This window comes from Mesorhizobium sp. M1227 (assembly GCF_040318315.1).
Classification (GTDB): domain Bacteria; phylum Pseudomonadota; class Alphaproteobacteria; order Rhizobiales; family Rhizobiaceae; genus Mesorhizobium.
Map to the genome: position 1 here is coordinate 33,899 of NZ_JAMYLZ010000014.1, position 25,085 is coordinate 58,983.

A 25,085-nucleotide genomic window follows, 5' to 3' on the forward strand; every position below is an offset into this window, starting at 1 on the left:
CTGAAGGGTTGTAGCATTGACAACCACGGCTCCGCTTCTCGCCGCGCAGGGGGTGTCGAAGTCCTTTTTCGGCAACCCCGTTCTGCGCAACGTTTCAATCGCTCTCCAGCCCGGCCGCGTGCATGCACTGCTGGGCGAGAACGGCGCAGGTAAGTCGACACTGATCAACCTTTTGTCCGGCGCCTTGCGCCCGGACGGCGGGGCGATCGAGGTCGATGGGCGCCCGGTCTCGCGCATGACCCCCGCTAATGCGCGACAGGCCGGAATCGCCGTTGTCCAGCAGGAACTCAGCCTGACGACCAGCTTGTCCATTGCCGAAAACATCGGGCTCGGTGCCTATCCCAAGCGGTTCGGCTTGATCGACTACAACGAGCTTGCCGTCCGGGCCAGGGCCGCATGCGATCTTGTCGGGCTTTACGAACCGCTGTCTGCGCCGGTGGGGCACCTGTCCCTCGGCCGCCGGCAGATGGTGGAGATCGCCAAGGCGCTTTACCGCCGGCCGCGCGTGCTCATTCTCGACGAACCCACCTCATCGCTATCGGCAACTGAGACAAAAATCCTCACCGACCTGCTGGAGAGGCTTCGGGGCGAGGGCATCGCTATTCTCTACATCTCACACCGACTGAACGAGGTGATGGCGCTGTGCAAGCATGTCACCGTGCTCAAGGACGGGACCTGCACGGCGGACTGCTCGCTGGAAGGAACCGATGCCGCCGGGCTGGTACGGCTGATGGTCGGCCGCGACCCCGGCGATCTCTTTCCACGATGGCGGCCTTCGCCATCGCCGGCCGACGCCATCTCGGTTCGTAAATTTTCGGCCGGCCTGATGCGCGACGTCGATCTCGACATCAGGACGGGCGAGGTGCTTGGCATTGGCGGCCTGGTCGGGCAGGGGCAGGAAGATCTGCTGCTTGGCCTCTACGGCGCGATCCCCGCCAGGACGGTATCCGCGACCGTAAACGGTGTTTCGGGTTTGCCCGGCGGCGTGCCGAACGCCAATGCGCTCGGCCTCGCTTATGTCCCGGCTGACCGCAAGCGCGAAGGCCTGCACCTGATCCATCCCATCATCACCAATATGATGCTGCCCGCCTTCGCAAGGCTGCCGGCGCTGAAGCTGCGCAGTCGGCGTGCCGAGCGCGATATGGCAAGGGGTCTCGCCGCCCAGCTTGCCATCAAGGGCGACCTCGACCGCCCGGCACAGGCACTCTCAGGTGGCAACCAGCAGAAGGTCGCGCTGGCGAAATGGATGCCACACGAGCCGCTTGTGCTTCTCCTCAACGACCCGACGCGCGGCGTCGATGTCGAGACCAAGCGTGAGATCTACATGATGCTTCGCAAACTCGCCGCCGCCGGCAAGGCGATCGTGCTGCTCAGTTCCGACACACCCGAACTGGTGCACCTTTGCGACCGTGTCGGCGTGGTCCGCGAAGGCCGCATCGTGGCCATGCTCGAGCGCGAGGCACTGAGCGAGGAAGCCATCGTTTCCGCCGCAATGGGCGCCGAACAGCAGAAAGTTGCGGCATGAGCGCGGTCGCATCCTCAAGCCAAGCCGGCGCGCTCTACTGGCCGGTTCAGCTGCGCCGCAATGTCGGCGTGCGCAGCCTGTTCGCTGTGGTCCTGGCGTTCGTCATTGCTTACGGTTTCCTGTTTCCCGGCCTCTTGACAGCGTCCGGTTTCGCCAAATTCACCCAGAGCTGGTTTCCGCTGGCGCTGGTCGCCATGGCCCAGGCGATCCTCATGCTCACCGGCGGCATAAGCCTGGCCATCGGCGCCATGGTCAGCCTGGGCGCAGTGATCGCTGCGACGACGATGACTGGACCGCTGGGCGTAGCCGGCGGTGCCGCTGCGGTGGCGCTGACCGGTCTCGGCATCGGTGCCGCGATCGGGTTCATCGTCGTGAAACTTCGGTTGCCGGCGATCGTGGTGACGCTGGCTGGCTCCTTCATTATCGGCGGCGCTGCCCTGCTCATCCTGCCGAGGCCGGGGGGCGCCATACCCGAGTGGCTGTCGGACCTGCTTGCCGGCAACACGCCGGCGGCATTCGTGCTGCTGGTACTCATCGTGGTTTTGTGGAAACTCTATCTCGCCACGCCGCTTGGTTTGAGCATCTATGCTGCAGGCGAAAATCCCGTCGGCGCCTACCGCTCCAGCGTGCCGGTCGACGGTGCCCGGATCGCCGCCTACGCGATTAGCGGCCTGCTTTGCACAGGCGCCGGCCTGTTCATCGCCGCGCAAACCGGTTCGGGCGATCCAGTCATCGGCACGGCGTTCACGCTGAATTCCATAGCCGCCGCAGTGCTCGGCGGCATCGGTTTCCTTGGCGGCCAAGGTACCATGCGCGGCGCTCTTGCGGGCAGCCTGCTGCTCAGCCTGATGATCAGTGTCATGTTCTTCCTCGGCTTCACGCCGGTCGCCCAATATGTCGCCCAGGGCCTCATCATCATCGGGGCGGTCGCCATCCCGCAATTCCGCAAGGTGCAGCAATGACAGCACGGAAAGTCAGTGTGAGCGGCAGGCGCGCCGTGACGATTTTGCGCAGCCGGCCCTTCCTTACGATCGCTATAGTTGCGGCGGTATGGATCGCGGCGAGCTTCGCTTCACCTGGCTTCGGCGCTTATGGGCATTTGCGCTATTTGGTTGAATTGGGCGCGGTGGTCGGCCTGGTCGCGGCGGGCCAAACTTTCGTGGTGATTGCCGGCGGAATCGACCTTTCCGTCGCGGCGATCGTCACGGTTAGCGCTGTCAGCCTGCCGCTGCTTTCATGGCAGGCGGATCCGACAGGGCTCACCGCCGTTCTTGCAGTTCTCACGTTGACGAGCGCAATCGGTCTGGTGAACGGGCTGGGCGTGGCGCTGTTGCGCGTTCATCCAATGATCATGACGCTGGCGATGGCGACATTCCTGCAAGGTCTGCTGATCATCATCGCCGGCGGCAGTGCCGTGACCGCCGAGAACCCGCTGGTCCGCTGGCTCGGCAATGCGCGGCCGGTCGGTATTCCGGCAGGCGTGCTTTTGTGGGTGGTCATTTCAGTGATCGTTCTGACCACGATGCATGCGACATCCCTTGGCGCCCGGATATTCGCGATGGGCGCCAATCCGCTCGCCGCGGCGCTGTCCGGGGTTCCCGTCGCCTCGACCACGCTGGCGGTCTACGGCATCAGCGGCTTCTGTGCGGGACTTGCCGGTGTGTTGGTCCTCGGCATGAACGGACAAGGCTATGTCGGTATCGGCGATCCTTATCTGCTCGCCTCGATTGCCGCCGTGGTGCTTGGCGGCACCTCGATCCTCGGCGGGCTTGGCACCTATGCCGGCACCATCCCCGGCGCCATCCTGCTGGTTACGATCACGGCGCTGATCACCGTGGTCAACGCATCGCCTGGCTGGCGCAGTATCCTGTTCGGGTCGCTGATCCTGGGGCTGCTGCTTCTCTCAGGCAGAGAGCAGGCCCGCCGATGACATATCGTCCAGCCGATAAATGCGCCGTGCATTGCCGTAGAACAGTGCCGTCTGCTCGTCCGCGGAAAGCTCTCCTGCAATGGCCTTGAAGCTGTCATACACCGCATCGAACGATGCATGCAGGCCGGCGACCGGAAAGTCGCTGCCGAACATCGCGCGCCGCGTACCGAAACAGTCGATGCAATGCATGACAACCGACCTTAGGCTGTCGAGCGTCCAATCATGATCGTAGGCGACCAGATCCGATATCTTGATGGCGACGTTCTCGCGCTCCGACAAAAGCCGCAGCCCCTCGCGCCACACCCGCATTCCGTCCGCATCGCGATCGATCGGGCTGCCGCAATGGTTGAGAACAAAGAGCTGGTCTGGAAATGCCGCTGCGAGGCGCGCCGCGCCGGTGAGCTGGCGCGGAAACACCATCAGGTCGAAAACCAGCCGGCGGCGCCCAAGCAGGGACAGGCCGGCACGCCAGGCCGGATCGTCCATGATGCCGTCGCGGGCGGCAAAACGACGGGCGGGATCAGGATCCCAGCTCAGTATGTCGCGTACGCCGACGACACGGTCGAATGCCGCCTGCGCCTGGACCAGCGCCGGCGCTTGGCGGTTCGCCAGAGGTACGTGAACGACGTAACGGGCGGCCACGCCGCGCGACTTGTCGAGGGTTTCAAGCCACCGCGTTTCACCCACGCAGTCATCCCCGGCCCAACCGGCTTCAATATGGACGGTGGCGACGACACTGTGCTGGCCGGCGTCGCGCAAATAATCTTCAGGAAGGTAGTTTCGCCGCAAGGGGCCAAGCTCGCCCAGACCGCCGCGTTCGCCAGCCGTGGGCGCGAGCCAGGGATGGCGGCCGAGGCCGAGATCCCACAGGTGATGGTGGGCATCGATGATCGGTCCGCAGTAACGCTTTGGCACGCATCTCTCTCATGGTGTGGCCGGCATCGGAAATCGATCCGGACTTCATCCTGCGAAAGCGAAAGGACTAGCATCGGATGACCGAAAACTCACCCGTACTGTCGCTCGCGACCCGTGAAAATTTCCTGCTCGACGATCGTATCCGCGGCGTTCCGCCTGGCACCCTCGGCCTGGACAGCAGCTTTGTCGCATCTGAGCGCTGGCATCCAGCGCATGGACGTATGTCGTTGCCGGTGTTGACCCTCGACGAGGAGGCCTTCATCGCCAATCGTGACCTGTTCTTGGGGTATGCGCGAGAACAGGGCGCCGTGATCGCCCCGCATGCCAAGACCCCGATGGCGCCGGACCTTGCCCGGTCCCTGGTCGAGGCCGGAGCATGGGGCACGACCGTCGCCGACATAAGGCAGGCCACAGTGATGCTCAGATCCGGGCTCTCTCGGCTGATCATCGCCAACGAGGTCGGCGGACCAGGTGGTGCGAACCGACTTGCTGTCCTTGTCGGCGCCTGGCCAAGCGCCGAGTTCTACGTTTTTGCCGACTCTTTCGACGCCGTGAATGCGCTTGCTGAAGCTTGGCGCGCCAATGCGACGCTGCCGCCATTGCGCGTGCTCGTGGAACTTGGTGCGGGGAGGGCAGGCGCCCGGACCACCGGCGAAGCCGAGGCGATCGCCGACGCGGTTGTAGCTGCCGGAGGGCGGCTGCTGATCGCCGGCGTCGCAGCCTACGAAGGTGCCGCGGCGCAAGCCGATCCTGGCCGTACCGATGAGGCGATATCCGCGCTGTTGGCAATGACAGCCGATATGTTCCTGCGGCTCCGCGCCCGCGTCGGCGGCGACACCCCGCTGATCGCCACCGCCGGCGGCTCGGTGTACTTCGACAAGGTGGTCGCAGCGCTTTCGCCCCTCGTCTCCAGGGACGGCAATGCCACGTTGGTGCTGCGCAGCGGCGCCATCTTCTTTCACGACCATGGCGTCTACGACAGGTCGCTCGGCGCACTCGATGCCCGCGACGGTTTTGCGATCGGCGGCGTCAGTGCTTCCGCACGAAATTCCTTCCATCCGGCTTTACGTCTTTGGGCCGAGGTACTGTCGCGGCCGGAGCCCGGCCTTGCTATCTGCGGTATGGGCATGCGCGACGTGTCGTTCGACCAGGGCTTTCCGAAGGTCGTGACCATCTTTCGTGCCGGCAAGCAGCTGCCGAAAGCGCGTGCCGAGGTCTTCAAGCTCAACGACCAGCACGCCTTCCTGACAATTGCGTCGGGCGACAATATTGCCGTTGGTGACGTCGTTGAATTCGGCATCTCGCACCCCTGCACCTGCCTCGATCGCTATCGCGTGATCTTCGGCGCCGACGCGGCCGGGTATGTCCGCCACGCCTTTCCTACCTATTTCGGCTGAGCAGATATCGCGGCCACTTCCAAAAAAGAGAACCTCGAAAGGATCTGATATGATCAAGTACTTCCAGTCCGGCTCCCGCATGTCTCAGGCGGTCGTCTATGGCGGCCTCGTGCACATCGCAGGCCAGGTGGCAGACGACCGCAAGGCCGGCATCGAGGGTCAGACGAGCGACGTGCTCTCCAAGGTCGAGGCGCTCCTTGTTGAGGCCGGCAGCAGCAAGTCGAGGCTAGTGGCGATCAACATCTTCCTGCCGCAGATCGCCGACTTCGATGCCATGAACAGCATCTACGATGCCTGGGTGGATCCTGCGCGCCTGCCGGCGCGCGCCTGTGTCGAGGCGCGTCTCGCCGATCCCGATCTCCGCATAGAGGTCACTGCGATCGCAGCTATCTGAGCCGCCGCCATGCACACCGGCCTCAGCCATACGCTCGACTTCGACCGGGACGGCAAGACACTCGGCCATCTCAGCATTCCGTTTTCGATCGACCGTTCGCCCTATTTCCAGGTCAAGGTCCCGATCTGCCTTGTCCGCAACGGCGAAGGCCCGTCGGTGCTTCTGATGGCCGGCAATCACGGCGACGAATATGAAGGCGAGCTGTCGTTGGCAAAGCTGGTGCGCCGGCTCGATCCCAAGCAGATCAAGGGTCGCGTCACCATCCTGCCGATGGCGAACGTGCCGGCGGTGATCGCCGCAAAGCGCTGCTCGCCACTCGACGGCGGCAATCTCAACCGCGCCTTTCCGGGCGACCCGTCAGGCACGCCAACAAGCCGGCTTGCCAATTTCCTGGAGATGGAACTGTTTCCCCGCCACGACGTCATCTTCGACATTCATTCTGGCGGCACCTCGATGGAGCATCTGCCGACCGCGCTTGTCGAGCACAATACCGATCCCGACCGGCACCGGCGCGGTGTGGAGCTAATGCGGACGCTCAGCATGCCCTATGGGTTCGTGGCCGACAACGGCCAGGCCTCACCGACCTCCATGGGTGCGGCGCGCCGGGCCGGCGCCATCGGCGTCAGCGGAGAGTTCGGCGGCGGTGGCACTGTCACGGTCGATACGATGGAGATTACCGCCCGCGCACTCGACGCCCTGATGGCCGCCTTGGGAGTGGTTGAGGCGCCGGTTCTTGCACCGGCAACCGGACCTTCGGCGCCGACGCGGCTTCTTTCGTTGTCTCGGCACAGTCAGGGCCTTTATGCCACAAGCCGTGGTTGGTTCGAGCCGGCAGTCAGGCTGGGCGACAGCGTGACTTCAGGCCAACTGGCGGGCTGGTACCACGACCTCGAACGACTCGACCTCGCCGAGCAAGCCCTGCACTTCCTCGAAAGCGGCATTGTGCTTTCGCGCCGGCTGCACACGATGTGCGAGGCGGGAGACTGCCTCATGCAGGTCGCCGAGCCGGTCGACTGATAAGAAGCCCTCCCGACCATACGCCCATATCAGGATCAAGACTGAGGATAACCGGATGCAACTGTCGATGTGGACCTATCCTTGGGATGTCCAGGATCTGGGCTTGGAGATGGTCGAGCGCGATCTTGTCGAGCGTGCCGGGCTCAACATGATCAGTCTGGCGACTTCGTATCACGCTGGCCGGTTTCTGCAGCCGCGCAGCCCGCGCCGGAAAGCCTATTTTCCGGAAGACGGAACCATCTATTTCAAGCCAGATGCGGCACACTGGGCCGACCTAGCCATCCAGCCCAAGGTGGCGAAGGTGATCATGGAAGGCGGCGATGTGCTTGGCGACCTTGTCCGCCGGCGCGAGGTGGGCGGGCTGGGCGTTTCGTGTTGGACGGTCTGCTTGCACAACACCCGGCTCGGCATGCTTCATCCGCAGGCCGTAACCCGCAACGCCTTCGGCGATGCCAACTACTACAATCTCTGCCCATCACATCCGGAAGCGCGCGCTTATGTCCGCGCGCTGATCGCCGATATCTCGCACAGCTACAGGCCGGACCGGATCGAGCTTGAAAGCCCGTCATTCATGGGCTTCGCCCACGAATACCATCATGAGAAAGACGGTGTCGGGCTGATGCCGGAAGACGATTTTCTGTTGTCGATATGTTTCTGCCCGTCCTGCCTTGCGCGCGCGGCCGAGGCCGGCGTCGACGGCGAAGTAGCGCGCAAGCTCGTCGGGCAATGGATCGTCGAGACCTGCGAGCGCGCCGTGCCCGAACGGCGCTTTCCAGACTTTCCGGGGAGCGGCCTCGACACTTTTTTGCCATGGCCGGAACTCCATGGCTACCTGCTGTGGCGGTTCGAACCGGTGACCAGCCTGGTCGCCGAACTGCGCGAGGTGGCCAATCCGGCGACCCGCGTTGTCATCATCGATTTGAAAGACGGTTGGCTTGGCGGCTGCGATCTCGCGGCGCTCGGCAAGGTCTGTGACGGGGCAATCCTGTGTGCCTACGACATGCAGCCCGGCGATGTCGCCAGCCTGATGGCGGCCGGACGCGCAGCCCTTGGCGTGAAAAAGTTCCTCGGCGCCGGCTACCGGCTGTTCTATCCGGAAATGGCCGGCCCCGACATCCTCACCGCCAAGGTCAAAGCTGCGATGGCGCCGGATGTCGACGGCATCAATTTTTACAATTATGGCCTTGTCCCTGCCGCACGCCTCGATTGGGTGAGTGCCGCAAGATCCGTTTGAAAAACCGATCCGTTGCCGCAGTCTGCTAGGACTGACCTCACTTTGCCTTGGAGCTTTATGAGCATGCCGGCTATTCGCTTCGGTCACATTGGCCGGCGGCGGCCGGACAAGCTGAAAGCATGGCGGTGACGGTCCATGCGGATCGAAGATCATACGCCGACCATATTGCTGCTTATACGCTTCAAAGTATACAAAATTCGATACGGAAAAGCGTATATTGAAATTTATCTGCGCGAGCGTATAATACCATGGCTAGAGAGGTATGCTGTGGACCAAATCGCCCGAACACCCAAGCAAATTGGAGATGCCGTCCGCCGGCAGCGTCGCAAGCTCCGCCTCAACCAGACCAATGTCGGGGACCAAACGATGCTGCGTCAGGCGACCATCTCGGCCGTCGAGAGTGGCGCGCCTGGGACCCAGCTCGGAACGCTTTGCGATATTCTCGCAGCGCTCGACCTCGAATTCGTCGTCCGCCCTCGTACCAAGGCAAAGCCGGCTGAGATCGAGGACATCTTCTGATGGCTCGTCCGCGGCAGCACATCCCGCTAAATGTCTTCTTGAACAGCCGTCTCGTCGGGCGGCTGAATAGACAATCCAGCGGCGCGATCGATTTTCAGTACGATCCGTCCTGGCTTGCTTGGGAGCACGCGCTGCCCGTCTCGCTATCACTGCCTCTGCGTGAAGATCGTTATATCGGTGCGCCCGTCATCGCCGTCTTCGACAATCTCCTGCCCGACAACGTCCCCATTCGCCGCCGTATGGCGGAGCGTGTTCATGCTCAAGGAATAGACGCTTACGACCTGCTTGCCGCTGTCGGGCGCGATTGTGTCGGCGCATTGCAATTCCTGCCGGATGGTGTCGAGCCAGGCCCCGCCGGTATTGTCAACGGCAAACCCGTTGACGATACCGAGATTGCTCGTCTTCTCCTCGATCTGGCATCGGCTCCCCTTGGGCTTGGCGAGGACGAGGACTTCCGGATCTCGATCGCTGGCGCTCAGGAAAAGACTGCGCTCTTGTTCTGGAAAGGACGTTGGTACAAGCCGCTGGCGACGACTGCCACGACGCACATCCTCAAACCACAGATTGGACGGTTGCCAAATGGCATCGATCTTTCCTTCAGCGTCGAGAACGAATTTTTCTGCCTCAAGCTGACAACCGCCCTAGGGCTCCCGAGCGCCGTCGTCGCAATCGAGGAGTTCGAAGGCAATCGCGTGCTCGCGGTCGAGCGGTTCGATCGCCGATGGACCAGTGACAATCGTCTCCTGCGTTTGCCCCAGGAAGACTGCTGCCAGGCCCTTTCTGTGCCGCCGTCACTGAAATACGAATCCGACGGCGGGCCTGGCGTTCCGGCTATCCTCAATTTGATGAAGGGAAGCGACCAACCGGAGGTAGACCAGGCTGCGGTTTTAAAGGCCGTGGTTGCCTTTTGGCTTCTCGGCGCCACAGATGGGCACGCCAAGAATTTTAGCGTCTTTCTTTCCCCCGGCGGCCGGTTCCGCATAACGCCGCTCTATGATGTGATTTCAGCGCAGCCCAGCCTTGATGCGGGACAGATCAAGCGCAACAAAATGAAACTGGCGATGGCTATTGGTGACACACGCCACTACCTCGTCGACAGCGTCATGCCACGCCATTTTATCCAGACCGCCGCCAAAGCAGGGATCGGTCCGAAACCCGTCAAGGCGATCTTTGATGAGCTGCGCCAACAGGCGCTAGCGGCGGTCGAACTGGTTTCTGCATCGCTCCCAAAGGATTTTCCTGCGGAAGTCGCTGATGCCATCGGCAATGGGGTCAGGGCTCGTGTACGCAGACTGGAAGAGGCGTGATGCTGAAAGTAGAGACGCAACGAGACTGATGTCGCCATTGCGACAACGCTCAAATGGTCTTCTTCAGCAGCAGCAGCATCCAGGCGGCCACGGCCGCCGCTGCGTCGTCCAGATGATGCCGAACCCACCCCTTACCTTCTCATGCGCGATAGGATGGGCCAAGGTTTGACCACATCAAAAAAACCGGAAAGCAAGGAACCTGCCGACCACCAGAGCGGCTCGAGCGGCAGCATGGAAAGTGTGACGCGGGGCTACCCGATCCTAGCCAGTGCCTTTCCGGGATAGGATCAACTCACGGATTTGCCAGCCTGTAACTTTCTTACGAGGCCGATCAACTGATCCAGATCAGCGCGTGGAAGCGCAAGTATCTCGGGCGGGGGTTTGTGATATTCCTTCATCAATTCCTTGATGGTTGCGGCACCTTTGGGTGTGAGCTTGACAAGCTTCACACGGCGATCGCCTGGCGACGGAATCCGTTCGGCGAGCCCCGCCTGCTCAAGCCGGTCGACCAGCCAGGTCGCCGTCGATGGATCGCACTGCCATTGAGCAGCCAATGCGCCGATCGGCTTGCCCGCATCTTTGTCGAGCGTGAAGAGGGCGCGGGAGTCGTTGGGCGTCAGGCCCAATTTCTGCTGGATCGCCAACCGGTCCGGCGCGGACCGCATCAGGAAATCAAACATCAGGCGCCATGCCTCGGTGGCGTGCTGCAAGCGATCTTGGCTCGGTCTCATTCCACGCTCCTTCATGTCTTGACACATACTTGGACCAATCATATGATTTGATCAATCAAAATGTTTTTGTGGTCAAAGCAATGAGAGGAGATCCGAGATGACCAATACCACGGTTCTCGTCGTCGGAGGCGGCCTGAACGGTCTGACGGCGGCCGCCCTTTTGGCTCACAACGACATTGCGTGTGTCCTCGTCGAGCGTCATCCCGACACGTCAATCCAGTACAAGTTTGCCGGCATCTCCCCGCGCAGCATGGAGATATTCCGAAGCCTCGGCCTCGAGGAGGAGATTCGTACAAATCGGACGGGGAACCAGCAGGCAGGCGCTATTGCGCGCGCCAGGAATCTCGCCGATCCGCAGATTCAATGGGGCGGACCGGCGTGGCCGGATGCAAGTGCCCTCAGCCCCACGCAACCAGCGACGTGTGATCAGCACGTCCTGGAACCGATTCTGCGCCGCTACGCCGAGCGGAACGGTGCAGACGTGCGTTTCAGCACGGAGCTGGTGACTTTCGATCAGGACGAGACCGTCGTCCGCGCGGAAATTCGCGATATCGCGACCTGCGCAAAGGAGGTCATCTCGGCCGACTATCTGATCGTCGCGGACGGTGCGAACGGTTCCCTGCGAGAGAGGCTGGAGATCAGCCGCAGCGGGGCAGGCGGCCTTCAGCACTGGATGAATGTCGTCTTTGACACGGACATGCCTCCGACGATAGGCGGCAAGCGCTTCACGTCGTGCTTCGTGACGGACCTCAACGGGACCTTCACGCCCAGACAGGGTGGACGATGGCTTCTGGCGCTCCAGTACTTTCCCGAAAAGGGCGAGAAACCACAGGATTTTGATGAAGCCAAGTGCAGGGAACTGATCATACGAGGTGCGGGCCGGCCGGACATCACGACGAGGCTTGTCGATGCGCGCTCCTGGGAAGTGGCCGCCCTCACAGCGCGCCAATTCCGCCGAGGCCGCGCGTTTCTTGTGGGGGATGCCGCACATGTGATGCCCCCAACAGGCGCTTTCGGTGGCAATTCAGGTATCCACGACGCCCATAACCTTGCCTGGAAGCTTGCGATGGTAGCACGCGGGCATGCCGATCCCTCGTTGCTGGATAGCTATGACATGGAGCGCCGGCCGGTCATCGAGGCTACGTTGGCGCAAGCGCTCGCCCGCCTACAGAAATGGTTCGACGATCCGTCGAAGCGGTTGCCTCCTCCTGTTGCGATCGTCGAGGATTACGACGTGGTATTTGGCCAACGCTACGCTGCAGGCATCGTGGCTCTGGAATCCACACCGGACGATCACCCATTCCAAAAATCCACGGAGCTGTCGGGCCGCCCCGGCACGCGTTTGCCGCATTTCGCGGTCGGGCGTGCCGGCCAGCGGATTTCGAGTCTCGATTTGTGCGACCGCGATCTTCTTCTCCTCTGCGCCGACGAAGCATGGTGTCAGGCCGCTGACTCCGTAAGCCAGCGCCTCGGGATGCCGCTGACGTGCCACTCGTTGGGTGCGAATGGGGATCTGCTTGACTTGGACCATCGGTGGCCTTCCGTGCTCGGGGTTAAAAGCGGCGGTTCCGCCTTGGTCAGACCGGACGGATTTGTCGCGTGGCGGTCAACGCACGGTGTGCCTGATCCTGTACAGGTGCTGATCGAAACACTTGATGGGCTCGGTTTCCGCACGGAGGCGCACGAACATCATCGGTGAGCGGCGGCGAGTGCGGATGCCTCCCGCCTTCGGGCATGACTTGCTTGCCGATGCCATCACTGGGAATGACAACGATGCCAGGCGCTTGCTCCTTTCCTACTCGTTGTCGCCGAGTAGGGCCGCGCACACCGCTTCGGTGACCTTATCGGTGGTGGCACTTCCGCCGAGATCGGGCGTGTGCAGTGAGGCGTCCGCCGTCACGCGCTCGATGGCGCGCATCAGGCGCGCCGCGGCAGCCGGCTCGCCAAGATGCTCCAGCATCATCACCGCCGACCAGAACGTGCCGACCGGATTGGCGATGCCCTTGCCGGTGATGTCGAAGGCCGAGCCGTGGATCGGCTCGAACATCGACGGAAACCGCCGCGCGGGGTTGAGGTTCGCAGTCGGCGCAATGCCGATCGATCCGGCAAGTGCGGCCGCAAGATCCGACAGGATATCGGCGTGAAGATTGGTCGCGACGATTGTGTCGAGCGAGCGCGGATTGAGCGTCATGCGCACTGTCATCGCGTCGACCAGCATTTTGTCCCATGCGACATCAGGAAAATCGGCCGCGACCTCACGGGCGATGTCGTCCCAGAGCACCATGCCGTGACGCTGGGCGTTCGACTTGGTGACCACGGTCAACAGCTTTCGCGGCCGCGACCGCGCCATCTCGAAGGCGAAGCGCATGATGCGCGTCACGCCGGCGCGGGTGAAGATCGAGACCTCGGTCGCGATTTCCTCAGGCAGGCCGAGATGCGAGCGCCCGCCCTGGCCGGCGTATTCGCCTTCCGAATTCTCCCGAACGATGACCCAGTCGAGATCCCCTGCCGTGACGCCGCGAAGCGGGCTCTCGATACCGGGCAGGATGCGGGTCGGGCGGACATTGGCGTACTGGTCGAAGGGCTGGCAGATCGCGAGCCGCAACCCCCAAAGCGTCAGATGGTCGGGCACGTCTGGCGCGCCGACAGCGCCGAAATAGATCGCATCGAAGGCCTTCAGCCGCTCGGTGCCGTCCTTGGGCATCATCACGCCGTTGAACTTGTAGTAGTCCGAGCCCCAGTCGAAATGCTGCACCTCGAGACTGAAACCGCCGTCGCGCGTGGCGCAGGCGGCCAGCGCACGAAGGCCGGCCGCTACGACTTCCTTGCCGATCCCATCGCCTGGAATGGCCGCGATCCTATAGCTTCGCATTAGTCCAGTCCTCCCCTTGTGGCGCTAAACTAGCATGGACCATCGTGCTGGCCTTTGGCCGTGAGGCCGAATGCCGCCATTACGGCAAATGGTCAATCAATCCGTTCAGCAGGAGCAGCAGCACCCCGGCGGCCACAGCCGCAGCCGCATCGTCCAGCATGATACCGGCCCCACCCCTTACCTTGTCATGTGCGATACGGATGGGCCAAGGCTTGACGACGTCGAAAAACCGGAAAGCAAGGAAGCCTGCTGCCCACCAGAGCGGATCGAGGGGCAGCATGGAAAGGGTTAGGGCCGCGCCGAAGGTCTCATCAATGACGACGATCTGCGGATCCTCCGTCCCGGTACGGGAGATAACATACGATGACGCCCATACGCCGACGGCGAACAGGGCCACGTAGGCAAGCACCGTCAGCCAAGGTGATGCGGGTATCAGAGCCGCGGCAACAGCCACTCCAACCATTGCGCCGGCCGTGCCCGGCCATATTGGAGATAATCCCGCGCCGACAGAGGTCGCGAGCAGGTAGGCGAACTTGGGTGGAAACTTATGCATCGATTTTCGGCCGGCTTCCCACGGATCGCAAGCGATCATAGTCACATCGTTCGGGTGCTGCCGCCAGACTGCTGTTCGATTTGCACCACCTCACAAGGGCATCGCCCAAACCGTGAAAATGCTGTCGGGCAGCTGTCGCAGTGACTGGAAGTTCTGTTTCGCCGCCAGCTCGGCGAGTACCTTAATCCGCCGGCCCCATTCGCCAAACGAGATCATTTTTGCGGCAAGTTGAGAACGTTGCTGAGCCCGGTCTCGGCCCGCATTGGCCAACCGAAACGGTGGCGACGGTGGAACAAACCCGCAAATTGCTGGTAAAGCTCCGTCAACCGACATCATCAGAGGAGCCGCCATGATCGCCGGTCTCATGAAAAGTCGCATCGACCCGCTATGGGAGCAGGCCGCCTCTCCGCTGATCGGGATCGGCATGACGCCGAACCAGGTTACGGCCAGCGGGCTGGTGCTCGTGGCTTTGTCTTCGGCCGCCTACGCGTTTCATCATTCAAGTCTTGCCTTTGGCCTTTGCCTGGCGTTTGCCTTCAGCTTCGATGCGCTGGACGGTGCGGTCGCCCGCCGGACAAATATGAGCACCAAGGCCGGTGGCTATTTCGACGCCGTCGTCGACCGCTATCAGGAATTGGCCGTCTTTGCGGCTATCGGCTGGGTTGCCGATCTGTGGGCGATCGCAATGTTCGCATTCGCGGGCGGGATCCTCACCAGTTACGCCAAGGCGCGGACGGCGCTGGAAATCCCTGTGAAAAACCACGGTTGGCCGGATTTCTTCGAGCGGATGGAACGTCTGGTGTTCATTTGCGTGCTGCTCGCCGCCGACGGAGTCGCGACCGCGATGGGCGCGGCTTCGCCCTGGATTCTGGCGGGTGGGTTCGCGCTGTACGCAGTGCTGGCCAACGCCACAGCCCTGCAACGGATCAGTCGCGCATTTGCGATGCTGAAACGAGCCGACGGGAAGCAGCCGTGAGACTACGGGGATGCTTGCACTTGGCCTCACCTGAGGCTATGCAATGCTTCACATGAATGGAGAGCGGCGATGTTGGCATTTGGAAATATAGCCGATGTGCTGGGGCTGCCGCCCAAGGAGACGGCTGCACGGTCGCCATTCGGGCTGATGGCTCGAATCGAAGACGGATTGCCGTTGGGTGCGCTTGAACGCGTCTCACAATTGCTGGCACCGGCCGATACGCAATTCAAATATCGCCTCGTCCCAAAGGCAACTTATGAGCGCCGCAAGAGAGGTGCTCTCCGACTCTCTTCGGAAGAGGGCATGCGGGTGGCGCGGGTGGCGCGCCTATGGAACCTGGCCCTCGACGTTTGGCAGATCGAAGGTGAGGCTCGTGACTTTCTGTTTCGGTCTCATCCCATGCTGGAAGACCGACGCCCGATCGACGTGGTCATTCAAAGCGAGATCGGCGCCGAACTGGTGCTCGATATCCTTGCAGGCCTGAAGTACGGCACCGCTGCTTGACGGCACAGATACTCGATCGCATGCTGCAGTGCTTCAGGATCGGCGATCCAGCCGGCACATATCCGATCTTCGACGCGACGGGCTCGACGATAGCGCCTGGCCGCTGGAACACGCCCGGCAGCCCGTTGATCTACACCAGCGAGCATTATTCAACGGCCTTGCTGGAAAAGCTGGTGCACGGCAGCGGCAGACTGCCGCCCAACCAGCCTTACGTCCAGATCATGCTTCCGCGCGGGCTGAGCTACGAACTCTTTTCTCAGCCGTCGTTGCCCGGATGGGATATGATGCCGGCAACGGTGAGCAAGGAATTCGGTGAGACATGGTGTGTCGAGCGCCGCAGCGCGATCCTGATCGTGCCAAGCGTCGTGGCTCGCCCCGACAACAACGTGTTGATCAATCCGGCACATCCGGAGTTTTCCCTGATCACGGCCAGCCTGCATCAACCCGTATACTGGGATAGCCGCCTGTTTGGCTCCTGAGCCGGGCAGAGAGGCAGGTTCCTACTTAACACAACCCGTCAGCGCCAACTCAAGCCTGGAGCGACATGGGTCAGGATCGCCTCGATGGCATGGACATTGTACTCGACGCCGAGCTGGTTGGGGACGGTAAGCAGCAGCGTATCGGCCTCGGCGATGGCTTCGTCGCCCTTTAGCTGCTCGATCAGGACGTCCGGTTCGGCGGCATAGGAGCGGCCGAACACCGCGCGTCTGTCTGCCTCGATGTAACCGAAATGATCTCCGCTCTGGTTGCCGCCGAAATAGGCTCGGTCGCGATCGTCGACCAGCGCAAAAATGCTCCGGCTCACCGACACCCGCGGCTCGCGCGTGTGTCCGGCCGCCTTCCAGGCCTCACGAAAAGCCCGGATCTGTTCGGCCTGCTGGACGTGAAACGGCTTTCCGCCTTCATCGAATTTGAGCGTGGAGCTCTGCAGGTTCATCCCCAGTTTCGCCGCCCATTCGGCGGTGGCGTTTGTGGCGGCGCCCCACCAGATGCGCTCGCGCAGGCCCTCCGAGTGCGGCTCGACGCGAAGCAGGCCAGGCGGGTTGGGAAACATCGGCCGCGGGTTGGGCTGCGCAAAGCCTTTGCCCAGCAACACTTTGAGCAGCACTCCGGTGTGTCTACGGGCCATGTCGGCATCGCTCTCGCCCTCTTGCGGGGCGTAGCCGAAGTAGCGCCATCCCTCGATCACCTGCTCCGGCGAGCCTCGGCTGATGCCCAGCTGCAGACGCCCTCCGGCGATTAGGTCGGCGGCGCCGGCGTCCTCGGCCATGTAGAGCGGGTTCTCATAGCGCATGTCGATCACCGCCGTGCCGATCTCGATTCGGCTGGTCTTTGCGCCGACCGCCGCCAGCAGCGGGAAGGGCGAGGCGAGCTGGCGGGCGAAGTGATGCACGCGGAAATACGCGCCGTCCGCACCCAGCTCCTCGGCCGCGACCGCCAACTCGACGGACTGCAAAAGCGCGTCGGATGCCGTCCGCGTCTGCGATTGCGGCGAGGGCGTCCAGTGCCCGAACGAGAGGAAACCAATCTTCTTCATGAGAACCAGCCTAAAGGGGAGCCAGGTGCAGACTATGCTGCGGCGCGCAGCAAAGCATCGCAAAATCGGTGCCGATGACCGCCTGCCTTGACGCGCAAAGCTTGAATCGGCGGTTGTTGATCAACGATGGCCGACCGTGCCGAGCTGCCGTCGGACGCCAGCCTAGGAAGGTGCCGCGAATGCGAGCGCTATCGCGATGAGGATCAACAGCGGTCCCATCCATTTGAAGCGAGTCCCAAAGTTGGTCCACCATGCTTGCTGCTGGCCGGGGCGAGCTTGGAACGGGTCCGCGAGAAATCCGAAGCCGACGCCAGCCATCCACAACCCGGCGCAGAACATGATGAACTCGTCGATGTATTCCGCGACCATGCTTCGAAGCTTTCGAATTTATGCCGCCGCTACATGCGCCGAATTCGAGCCGATATAGTTTCGGATCGTTTCGATGATCCGGTCCTGGTCAGCCTCGCTCAGATAGGGATGCATTGGCAGGCACAGGATGCGCTTCGGCAGCTCTTCCGAAACGGCAAGGCCGGTCGGCGTGCGCGGATAATCGCGATAGGCAATCTGGCTGTGCAGCGGTTTCACATAGTAGATGACCGACGGAATGCCCTTTTCACCGAGATGTGCCTTGAGCCCGTCCCGTTTCGGCGTTTCGATGGCGTATTGCGCCCAGGCCGAGCGGCCGCCGCCCAGATTGCGCGCCGCCTTGACGATATCGCCGAGACCTTCGGCATAGCGATTGGCGACCGCTTGCCGCGCCACCATCTCGTCCTCGAGGATGGCCAGCTTCTCTATCAGGATCGCCGCCTGAAGCGTGTCGAGCCGTGAATTGATGCCGACGCGGACATTGTCATATTGCGTTTCGCCCTTTCCGTGAAAGGCGAACGAGCGCAGCTGTTCGGCCAGCGCATCGTCATTGGTGAACATCGCACCGCCGTCGCCATAGCAGCCGAGCGGCTTTGCCGGATAGAAGCTGGTCGAGCCGACGGTGCCGAACGAGCCGCACATCTTGCCGTCAGCCGAGCCGCCGGTCGCCTGCGCCGCATCCTCGATGACCATCAGGCCTTCGCGATCGGCGATGGCCATGATCGCCTCGTAATCGGCGGCGAGGCCGAACAGGTCGACGGGAATGATTGCCTTCGGCCTCAGCCGGCCCTCCGCCTTGATCATGGCAATTGCCGCCTCGAGGCTGGCGATGTCGATATTGTAGCTGTCGGCATCGACATCGACGAACACCGGTTCGGCCTTGGTCAGCGCCACCACTTCGGCCGTGGCGGCGAAGGTGAAGCTCGGCACGAACACCGCGTCGCCCGGGCCGATGCCGGCGGCAAACAGCGGCAGCAGCAGCGCATCGGTGCCGTTGGCGCAAGCGACCACGTGCTTGATGCCGATATAGGCGGCGAGCTTGTTTTCGAATTCGGTGACCTGCGGTCCGAGAATATAGCGGCCTTCGTCGACAACCCGGTCGATTGCCGCTTTCAGCCTGTCGCGGATGCGTTCGCGCTGCGCGCCAAGATCGATGAACTGCATGTCGGCCTCAAACGGTTTTAGTCAGATAACCGGCCGCTGGTAGCAGACTTGGTACGGCCGAGAAAGCCGCAGGGCAAAAACCCTGAATTGCTCAAGTGTCGCAGCCTGTTACCTCTGATTTCCGATCTGGCCTCTTAAAGGCGTGGAAATCCGGGCTTCGGCCGGCCTGTTACAGGCTTCGCACCCCGCCCGCCAGGCTGGACGAAACATAAAGTGATCGCCGGTGAGCAGTCCATGGGCTGCGCACCAGCCGGTCAGGCGATTTCATGCCGCCATGGCGGGTTGGCGCCGGCCCGCGATACCGTCACCGCCGCGGCCTTGGCGCCAAGCGTCAGCGCCTTGTGGATGGCGTCTTCCGGCAAACTGGCGATTGCCGTCTTCGACAGCAGACCCTGTTCATGCAAGGAGGCAAGAATGCCGGCATTGAATGTGTCGCCGGCTCCGACCGTATCGACCACCTCGACCTTGTCCGGCACGACGGTGACCCGGTGCTGGCTGCTGTAACCGACCGCGCCTTCGCTGCCGTGGGTGACCACGATCAGCTTTGGGCCGCGATCCAGCCAGTTACGGACGACGTCTTCATGCGAGCCGGCTTCGCCGAACCAGTTCAAATCCTCGTCCGACAGTTTCACGATGTCGGCCATCGCCATCATGCCGCGGATGCGCCTGAGGTGCTTGGCCTTGTCGGGAATGAAGTTTGGCCGGATGTTGGGGTCGAGCATCATCACGCGGCGCTCATGTTCGCGCCGCATGAACTCCTCATAGGCCGATCCGGCCGGCTCCGAGATCAGGCTGATGGCGCCGAACAGCATGGCCTCGATCTCGCTGCCGAGTTCCGGCAGGTCCTCGATGGTCAGCATGCGCCCGGCGGTGTTCTCGTCATAGAAGGTGTAGGTCGCTTGGCCGTTGGTGAGCCGCACGAAGGCGAGCGTGGTCGGCCGCGGCGAAGTGTGCGCATAGGTCGAGCTGACCTTGCTGTTCCCCAGCGCCTCCCTGAACTGCCCGCCGAACAGATCCGACGACAGGCCGGAGAAAAAGGCAGCGGGCGCGCCGAGCCGGCCTAGCGCAATGGCCGAGTTGAAGACGGCACCGCCGACATAGGGGGCAAAGGCCGGCTCGCCCTCCGTCGTGGTCCGCGGCAGCATGTCGATCAGGGCTTCGCCGCAGCAGAGGATCATGAAGTCTTGCTTTCCGGCGGATAGATCACGCCCTTGCGAATGATGATGTTGGCATAAAGCCGCGGCTCGCTAGTCGCGACGATCGCGTGCGCGGCCTTGACCCGTGCATAGAAGTCGGCACCGGCAAGCGCAACCACCTTGCGGCCCGGCGTACGCCTGGCGCAGATCGCTTCCATCTCATAGTGAACCGGATCGGCGAGCAGGGGATCGCCTTTGGCCGAGGCGCGAAACAGCGCCTGCGGCACGGCGTCGTCGACCGGCAATACGCTCAATACCGCATCGAGCACGGGGACGAGATGATGACCGTCGGCGCGGACCAGCCGCTGTGCCTGCTGCTCGGCCGGGTAGTTGCCGTCGACCAAGGCGATCTCGTCGCCATGGCCCATGGCGCGCAATATCGCCAGAAGCTCGGGGCCGAGCAGCGCCGGGATGCCGATCAGCATGCTCAGAAGCTCCGGGAAATCGTGGTCGAGCCGATGAGGAAGCGCTCCGACAGCGGCAGGCTGGCGCCACCCAGCGCCCGCGCATGGATGCCGACGGTTCCCTCGCGAACGGCCGGCAGCCTCAGGCCTTCGCCGTCGATCCGGCCGATGGCCTGGATAACGGCATCGACAAGCCGCCTGCGCACGGCAAGCGGCATCCATCCGTCGATCACCGCGGCATCGAAGTCAATGACGGAGGAGGCCGAAACGATGGCATAGGCAAGCGCCTGCGAGGCGCTGGCGATCCAGTCGTCAAGCTCGGCGCCGATCTCGCCCCAGTCCCCCGGTGATGTCCACAGATGCGAGGCCTCGATGCCGCGCGCGTTGAGCGCCTTTTCCAGCATGGCGATCGACGCCACGTCGATCAACTGCGTCGGCTTGCCGTCCGGCCCTGGCACCGGCATCGAGCCCAGCGCGCCGGCATTGCCGGTTGGGCCACCAAACAACCGGCCGTTCAGCACGATGCCGCCGCCGGCAAAGGCACCGATATAGAAATAGACGAAATCGCGTGCCGCACCCGCCGCGTGGCCGAACACGAGCTCGGCGCCGCAGGCCGAGGTGGCGTCGTTCTGCAGATAGACTGGAAATTCGCATTGCGCCTGGATATCGGCGCGGATGTCGCGATGGCGCCATTCGTCCATGATTTCACGCGGCGCGCCGGCGGTGTCGGCCCAGTTCCACAATTCGAACGGCATGGCGATGCCAAGCCCGGCAATGCGTTTATCCTGCGCCGGGGTGAGTTCGCCGCGCATCTTCTTCATGCCGCTTGTGACGAATTCCACCGTTTCGCGCGGCGCCGGATAGCGGTAGGAATGCTGCAGCATCGAGCGCACACTGCCGAGGAAATCGATCAGCACCAATTCGGCGCTGCGGCGGCCGATCTTCAGGCCGATGAAATAGGCGCCGTCGGGATTGAGCGCCATGGGTATCGAGGGCTGGCCGATCTTGCCGCGCAACGGCGCCTGGCGGACGAGCAGGTCGTCCTCCTCCAGCTCGCGCATGATGACCGACACTGTCTGCGCCGAAAGGCCGGTCATACGTGCGATGTCGGATTTGGCCAGGCTGCCGTGCTGGCGCACCAGCGACAGCACCAGCCGCTCATTGTGGTCCCGCATGCCGCTTTGATTGGTGCCGCGGTGCAGGCGGCTTTCGGCCGCATCGGGCGAGCCGTGCCTCGTAATGCCGGTCTCCACCCTGTTCCTCCCGTCGTTTCCCCTCAATGCTTTTGGTCTAGAGTGAGTGAACAATCCTGCGTTGTCAATAATAAATAAGAGTGATTTAATTATTGACAGTGCTGCCGGACTGGTGTCTCTTGAGGTCGGCGCCGACACTGGGAGATTTCGTCGGACGCGCTGCAGATGCCGGTTGGCCGGCATCCTAAATGGTTCCATGGGAGGAAAATCGTGACCACGTCAAAACTGTTGAAATCCACCGTGTTTGCCGCGGCCGGACTGAGCCTGATGGCCTTTGCGTCGACGGCATCGGCCGCCGGGGTCGGCGCCTGCTTGATCACCAAGACCGACACCAATCCCTTCTTCGTCAAGATGAAGGAAGGTGCGGCGGCCAAGGCCAAGGAGCTTGGCGTCGATCTCAAGACTTACGCCGGCAAGATCGACGGCGACAGCGAGAGCCAGGTGGCTGCAATCGAGAGCTGTATCGCCGACGGGGCCAAGGGTATCCTCATCACCGCGTCCGACACCAAGGGTATCGTGCCGACCGTGAAGAAAGCGCGGGACGCCGGGCTGTTGGTGATCGCGCTCGACACCCCGCTTGATCCGATCGATGCGGCTGACGCGACCTTCGCGACCGACAATCTGGAAGCCGGCAAGCTGATCGGCGCATGGGCCGCCGCGACGCTTGGCGATAAGGCCAAGGATGCCAAGATCGGCTTCCTCGACCTGACGCCGTCGCAGCCCACGGTGGATGTGCTGCGCGACCAGGGTTTCATGATGGGCTACGGCATAGACGTGAAGGACCCCAACAAGATCGGCGACGAGGACGATCCGCGCATCGTTGGCCACGACGTGACGAACGGCAATGAAGAGGGTGGTCGCAAGGCGATGGAGAACCTTCTGCAGAAGGATAACACCATCAACGTCATCCACACAATCAACGAGCCCGCAGCTGTCGGCGCCTACCAGGCGCTGAAGGCCGTCGGTCTCGAAAGCCAGGTGCTGATCGTCTCGGTCGACGGTGGCTGCCCCGGCGTGAAATCGGTGACCGAAGGCGTGATCGGCGCTACCTCGCAGCAATATCCGCTGCAAATGGCGGCGCTCGGCATCGAGGCGATCGCCACTTTCGCCAAGCACGGGACGAAGCCGAAGCCGACCGAAGGCAAGAACTTCTTCGATACCGGCGTCAATCTTGTCACCGACAAGCCCGCCAACGGTGTGAAGTCCATCGACACCAAGGAAGGCCTCGCCAAGTGCTGGGGTTGAGCCTGGCCTGACCGGCAACAGATCGCGATCGGCCGGGGCTTGATCCCCGGCCGCTCCGGGTGGACGATGTGCCGATCTAAACGCAAATAGTGCCGGCGGCAGACCGGAAGGCGTGGATGGCGTCGGCGGTTGGCCGAAGCCCAGGGGAGGAAACATGGCTCAAGCACAAGAATTCGAAAAAGTTCTATCGAGCAGCGACACAAGCGTCGCCGCGTTCGACGACCATAAATCGGCCGTCAAGCGTGCCCAGCATTTCCTGCATTCCACGCCGGCAGCGGTGCCGCTTATCGTGTTGGTTCTGGCTATCATTATTTTTGGTATCACCATCGGCGGGCGTTTTTTTTCATCCTATACGCTGACGCTGATCCTTCAGCAGATCGCCATTGTCGGCATTCTGGGCGCCGCACAGACGCTGGTGATCCTGACTGCCGGCATCGACCTGTCGATTGGCGTGATCATGGTGATTTCGGCTGTGATCATGGGCAATTGCGCGGTCAGCTACGGTATGCCGGCCGTGCTCGCGGTGGCGATCGGGCTTCTCGCCGGTGGCGCGTGCGGCCTGCTCAACGGTGTGCTGGTCGCCTACATGAAGCTGCCGCCCTTCATCGTGACGCTCGGCACCTGGAACATTGTCATGGCCACCAACTTCATCTATTCGGCCAATGAGACGATCCGCGACACCGACGTCGACGTCCAGGCGCCTCTGCTGCACCTGTTTGCCCTGAGCTTTAAGGTCGGCACGGCGGTGCTGACGCTTGGCGTCATTGCCATGGTCGTTCTCGTGTTGGTCCTCTGGTACGTGCTCAACCACACCGCATGGGGCCGCCATGTCTACGCGGTCGGCGACGATCAGGAGGCTGCGAAACTGTCGGGCATCCAGACGAAGAAGGTGCTGATGACCGTCTATGCCCTTGCCGGGCTGATCGCCGCCTTCGCAGCCTGGGTCTCCATCGGCCGCAATGGCTCGATCTCTCCTTCCGCCGCTGTCACCGACTACAATCTTCAGGCCATCACCGCGACGGTGATCGGCGGTATTTCTCTGTTCGGCGGGCGCGGCTCGATCCTCGGCACGCTGTTCGGCGCCATGATCGTCGGCGTCGTCTCGATGGGCCTCAACATGCTGGGCGCCGATCCGCAGTGGAAGGTGCTGCTCACCGGCGTGCTGATCATCGGCGCCGTGGCGATCGATCAATGGATCAGAAAGGTTTCGGCATAGCCATGACCCAGGAACCCATCCTCATCGCGCGCGGTCTGGTCAAGCGCTATGGCCGCGTCACCGCCCTCGACAACGCCGATTTCGACCTCTATCCGGGCGAAATCCTTGCCGTCATTGGCGACAACGGCGCCGGCAAGTCGTCGCTTATCAAGGCGATTTCCGGCGCGGTCGTGCCCGACGAAGGTGAGATACGACTTGAAGGCAAGCCCGTTGCGTTCAAGTCGCCGATGGAGGCACGGGAGGCCGGCATCGAAACAGTCTATCAGAACCTAGCTCTGTCGCCGGCGCTGTCCATCGCCGACAACATGTTCCTCGGCCGGGAGATCCGCAAGCCGGGGTTCCTCGGCGAATGGCTGCGCATGCTCGACCGCCCGGCGATGGAAAAGCGCGCCCGCGACAAGCTCACGGAGCTTGGCCTGATGACCATCCAGAACATCAGCCAGGCCGTGGAAACGCTTTCCGGCGGCCAGCGTCAGGGCGTGGCGGTGGCGCGCGCCGCCGCCTTTGGCAGCCGGGTGGTGATCATGGATGAGCCGACGGCGGCACTTGGCGTCAAAGAGAGCCGCCGCGTCCTCGAACTGATCCTCGACGTGAAGAAGCGAGGCCTGCCGATCGTGCTGATTTCACACAACATGCCGCATGTCTTCGAGGTGGCGGACCGCATCCACATTCACCGGCTCGGCCGTCGCCTGTGCGTCATCGATCCGAAGCAGTATACGATGTCCGACGCGGTCGCCTTCATGACGGGCGCCAAGGTGCCGCCGGAAGCGGCGCTGGCGGCTTGAGCAAGAACTTGAGGCCCATCGCCAAGGGTCCCAAATGCGCTGTTT

The 25,085-nt window shown here is 62.6% G+C and carries 27 protein-coding genes; 16 read left to right on the forward strand and 11 right to left on the reverse strand.

The features are described 5' to 3' along the window. Positions 1-16: 16 nt before the first annotated feature. The 3 genes from NKH28_RS17980 to NKH28_RS17990 are packed head-to-tail and all read left to right on the forward strand — an operon-like array spanning position 17 to position 3,455. Entirely contained in the window at positions 17-1,525 is a 1,509-nt protein-coding gene (locus NKH28_RS17980) for a sugar ABC transporter ATP-binding protein (RefSeq protein WP_352614870.1), read from the forward strand. Further along, the gene (locus NKH28_RS17985) at positions 1,522-2,487 is read left to right on the forward strand and encodes an ABC transporter permease (protein ID WP_352503472.1); all 966 of its coding nucleotides are present in this window, start codon (positions 1,522-1,524) and stop codon (positions 2,485-2,487) included. Before NKH28_RS17980 ends, NKH28_RS17985 begins: the two co-directional genes overlap by 4 nt. After that, complete coding sequence (locus NKH28_RS17990; protein WP_352470930.1) at positions 2,484-3,455, forward strand: ABC transporter permease; 972 nt, start codon at positions 2,484-2,486, stop codon at positions 3,453-3,455. Before NKH28_RS17985 ends, NKH28_RS17990 begins: the two co-directional genes overlap by 4 nt. On the opposite strand, the gene NKH28_RS17995 is transcribed toward NKH28_RS17990, so the two are convergent. Beyond that, the gene (locus NKH28_RS17995) at positions 3,429-4,370 is read right to left on the reverse strand and encodes an amidohydrolase family protein (RefSeq protein WP_352503470.1); all 942 of its coding nucleotides are present in this window, start codon (positions 4,368-4,370) and stop codon (positions 3,429-3,431) included. The two genes, NKH28_RS17990 and NKH28_RS17995, sit on opposite strands and share 27 nt — an antisense overlap. A gap of 77 nt (positions 4,371-4,447) precedes the next feature. On the opposite strand from NKH28_RS17995, the gene NKH28_RS18000 reads away from it, so the two are divergent. The 6 genes from NKH28_RS18000 (at position 4,448) to NKH28_RS18025 (ending at position 10,238) form a co-directional block, all read left to right on the forward strand. Beyond that, complete coding sequence (locus NKH28_RS18000; protein ID WP_352979871.1) at positions 4,448-5,767, forward strand: type III PLP-dependent enzyme domain-containing protein; 1,320 nt, start codon at positions 4,448-4,450, stop codon at positions 5,765-5,767. 49 nt (positions 5,768-5,816) lie between these two features. Further along, positions 5,817-6,161 carry a RidA family protein gene (locus NKH28_RS18005; RefSeq protein WP_352470933.1) on the forward strand — a complete coding sequence of 115 codons (345 nt, stop codon included), beginning with the start codon at positions 5,817-5,819 and terminating at the stop codon, positions 6,159-6,161. Between the two features lie 9 nt (positions 6,162-6,170). Next, positions 6,171-7,178: a succinylglutamate desuccinylase/aspartoacylase family protein gene (locus tag NKH28_RS18010; RefSeq protein WP_352470934.1), complete on the forward strand. Its 1,008-nt coding sequence runs from the start codon at positions 6,171-6,173 to the stop codon at positions 7,176-7,178. 55 nt (positions 7,179-7,233) lie between these two features. Next, positions 7,234-8,412: a hypothetical protein gene (locus NKH28_RS18015; protein WP_352470935.1), complete on the forward strand. Its 1,179-nt coding sequence runs from the start codon at positions 7,234-7,236 to the stop codon at positions 8,410-8,412. Between the two features lie 135 nt (positions 8,413-8,547). Continuing rightward, complete coding sequence (locus NKH28_RS18020) at positions 8,548-8,931, forward strand: helix-turn-helix domain-containing protein (RefSeq protein ID WP_502899609.1); 384 nt, start codon at positions 8,548-8,550, stop codon at positions 8,929-8,931. Continuing rightward, positions 8,931-10,238, forward strand: a complete 1,308-nt coding sequence (locus tag NKH28_RS18025; RefSeq protein ID WP_352470936.1) for a type II toxin-antitoxin system HipA family toxin — start codon at positions 8,931-8,933, stop codon at positions 10,236-10,238. The genes NKH28_RS18020 and NKH28_RS18025 overlap by 1 nt, the downstream gene beginning before the upstream one ends. Before the next feature lie 287 nt (positions 10,239-10,525). Here the strand turns inward: NKH28_RS18025 and NKH28_RS18030 are convergent, their stop codons facing one another. Next, positions 10,526-10,969 carry a MarR family winged helix-turn-helix transcriptional regulator gene (locus NKH28_RS18030; RefSeq protein WP_352470937.1) on the reverse strand — a complete coding sequence of 148 codons (444 nt, stop codon included), beginning with the start codon at positions 10,967-10,969 and terminating at the stop codon, positions 10,526-10,528. A gap of 97 nt (positions 10,970-11,066) precedes the next feature. Here NKH28_RS18030 and NKH28_RS18035 point away from each other — a divergent pair, with 97 nt between their 5' ends. Then, a complete protein-coding gene (locus tag NKH28_RS18035) occupies positions 11,067-12,668 on the forward strand; it encodes an FAD-dependent monooxygenase (RefSeq protein WP_352921372.1) in 1,602 nt (533 codons plus the stop codon). A gap of 96 nt (positions 12,669-12,764) precedes the next feature. Here NKH28_RS18035 and NKH28_RS18040 read toward each other — a convergent pair whose 3' ends face one another. The 3 genes from NKH28_RS18040 to NKH28_RS18050 form a co-directional block, all read right to left on the reverse strand. Then, the gene (locus tag NKH28_RS18040) at positions 12,765-13,841 is read right to left on the reverse strand and encodes a tartrate dehydrogenase (protein WP_352470939.1); all 1,077 of its coding nucleotides are present in this window, start codon (positions 13,839-13,841) and stop codon (positions 12,765-12,767) included. Positions 13,842-13,920: 79 nt separating this feature from the next. Continuing rightward, a complete protein-coding gene (locus NKH28_RS18045; RefSeq protein WP_352614882.1) occupies positions 13,921-14,433 on the reverse strand; it encodes a phosphatidylglycerophosphatase A family protein in 513 nt (170 codons plus the stop codon). Positions 14,434-14,484: 51 nt separating this feature from the next. Continuing rightward, entirely contained in the window at positions 14,485-14,745 is a 261-nt protein-coding gene (locus tag NKH28_RS18050; protein ID WP_352614884.1) for a hypothetical protein, read from the reverse strand. Here NKH28_RS18050 and NKH28_RS18055 point away from each other — a divergent pair. The 3 genes from NKH28_RS18055 (at position 14,744) to NKH28_RS18065 (ending at position 16,353) form a co-directional block, all read left to right on the forward strand. Next, a complete protein-coding gene (locus NKH28_RS18055) occupies positions 14,744-15,370 on the forward strand; it encodes a CDP-alcohol phosphatidyltransferase family protein (protein ID WP_352470942.1) in 627 nt (208 codons plus the stop codon). The genes NKH28_RS18050 and NKH28_RS18055 overlap by 2 nt on opposite strands. 69 nt (positions 15,371-15,439) lie before the next feature. Further along, entirely contained in the window at positions 15,440-15,874 is a 435-nt protein-coding gene (locus tag NKH28_RS18060; RefSeq protein ID WP_352470943.1) for an antitoxin Xre-like helix-turn-helix domain-containing protein, read from the forward strand. After that, positions 15,871-16,353 (forward strand): RES family NAD+ phosphorylase, encoded by a 483-nt coding sequence (locus tag NKH28_RS18065; protein ID WP_352470944.1) that lies wholly within the window; start codon positions 15,871-15,873, stop codon positions 16,351-16,353. Before NKH28_RS18060 ends, NKH28_RS18065 begins: the two co-directional genes overlap by 4 nt. 38 nt (positions 16,354-16,391) lie before the next feature. Here NKH28_RS18065 and NKH28_RS18070 read toward each other — a convergent pair whose 3' ends face one another. The 6 genes from NKH28_RS18070 to NKH28_RS18095 form a co-directional block, all read right to left on the reverse strand. Further along, on the reverse strand, positions 16,392-17,411 hold the full coding sequence (locus NKH28_RS18070) for an LLM class flavin-dependent oxidoreductase (RefSeq protein ID WP_352921369.1): 1,020 nt from the start codon (positions 17,409-17,411) through the stop codon (positions 16,392-16,394). A 162-nt stretch (positions 17,412-17,573) separates the two neighbouring features. Then, positions 17,574-17,780 (reverse strand): hypothetical protein, encoded by a 207-nt coding sequence (locus NKH28_RS18075; protein ID WP_352490787.1) that lies wholly within the window; start codon positions 17,778-17,780, stop codon positions 17,574-17,576. 18 nt (positions 17,781-17,798) lie between these two features. Further along, complete coding sequence (locus tag NKH28_RS18080; protein WP_352540722.1) at positions 17,799-18,941, reverse strand: DegT/DnrJ/EryC1/StrS family aminotransferase; 1,143 nt, start codon at positions 18,939-18,941, stop codon at positions 17,799-17,801. Positions 18,942-19,195: 254 nt separating this feature from the next. Further along, entirely contained in the window at positions 19,196-20,119 is a 924-nt protein-coding gene (locus NKH28_RS18085) for a carbohydrate kinase family protein (RefSeq protein WP_352470948.1), read from the reverse strand. Then, complete coding sequence (locus NKH28_RS18090; protein WP_352979873.1) at positions 20,116-20,562, reverse strand: RbsD/FucU family protein; 447 nt, start codon at positions 20,560-20,562, stop codon at positions 20,116-20,118. The genes NKH28_RS18085 and NKH28_RS18090 overlap by 4 nt, the downstream gene beginning before the upstream one ends. 2 nt (positions 20,563-20,564) lie before the next feature. Continuing rightward, positions 20,565-21,794 (reverse strand): ROK family transcriptional regulator, encoded by a 1,230-nt coding sequence (locus NKH28_RS18095; protein ID WP_352470950.1) that lies wholly within the window; start codon positions 21,792-21,794, stop codon positions 20,565-20,567. A 267-nt stretch (positions 21,795-22,061) separates the two neighbouring features. Here NKH28_RS18095 and NKH28_RS18100 point away from each other — a divergent pair, with 267 nt between their 5' ends. The 3 genes from NKH28_RS18100 (at position 22,062) to NKH28_RS18110 (ending at position 25,040) form a co-directional block, all read left to right on the forward strand. Beyond that, a complete protein-coding gene (locus NKH28_RS18100; protein WP_502906635.1) occupies positions 22,062-23,039 on the forward strand; it encodes a sugar ABC transporter substrate-binding protein in 978 nt (325 codons plus the stop codon). 154 nt (positions 23,040-23,193) lie between these two features. After that, complete coding sequence (locus tag NKH28_RS18105; RefSeq protein ID WP_352503463.1) at positions 23,194-24,255, forward strand: ABC transporter permease; 1,062 nt, start codon at positions 23,194-23,196, stop codon at positions 24,253-24,255. Positions 24,256-24,257: 2 nt separating this feature from the next. Further along, positions 24,258-25,040 carry an ATP-binding cassette domain-containing protein gene (locus NKH28_RS18110; RefSeq protein WP_352470952.1) on the forward strand — a complete coding sequence of 261 codons (783 nt, stop codon included), beginning with the start codon at positions 24,258-24,260 and terminating at the stop codon, positions 25,038-25,040. The last annotated feature ends 45 nt before the right edge of the window (positions 25,041-25,085 follow it).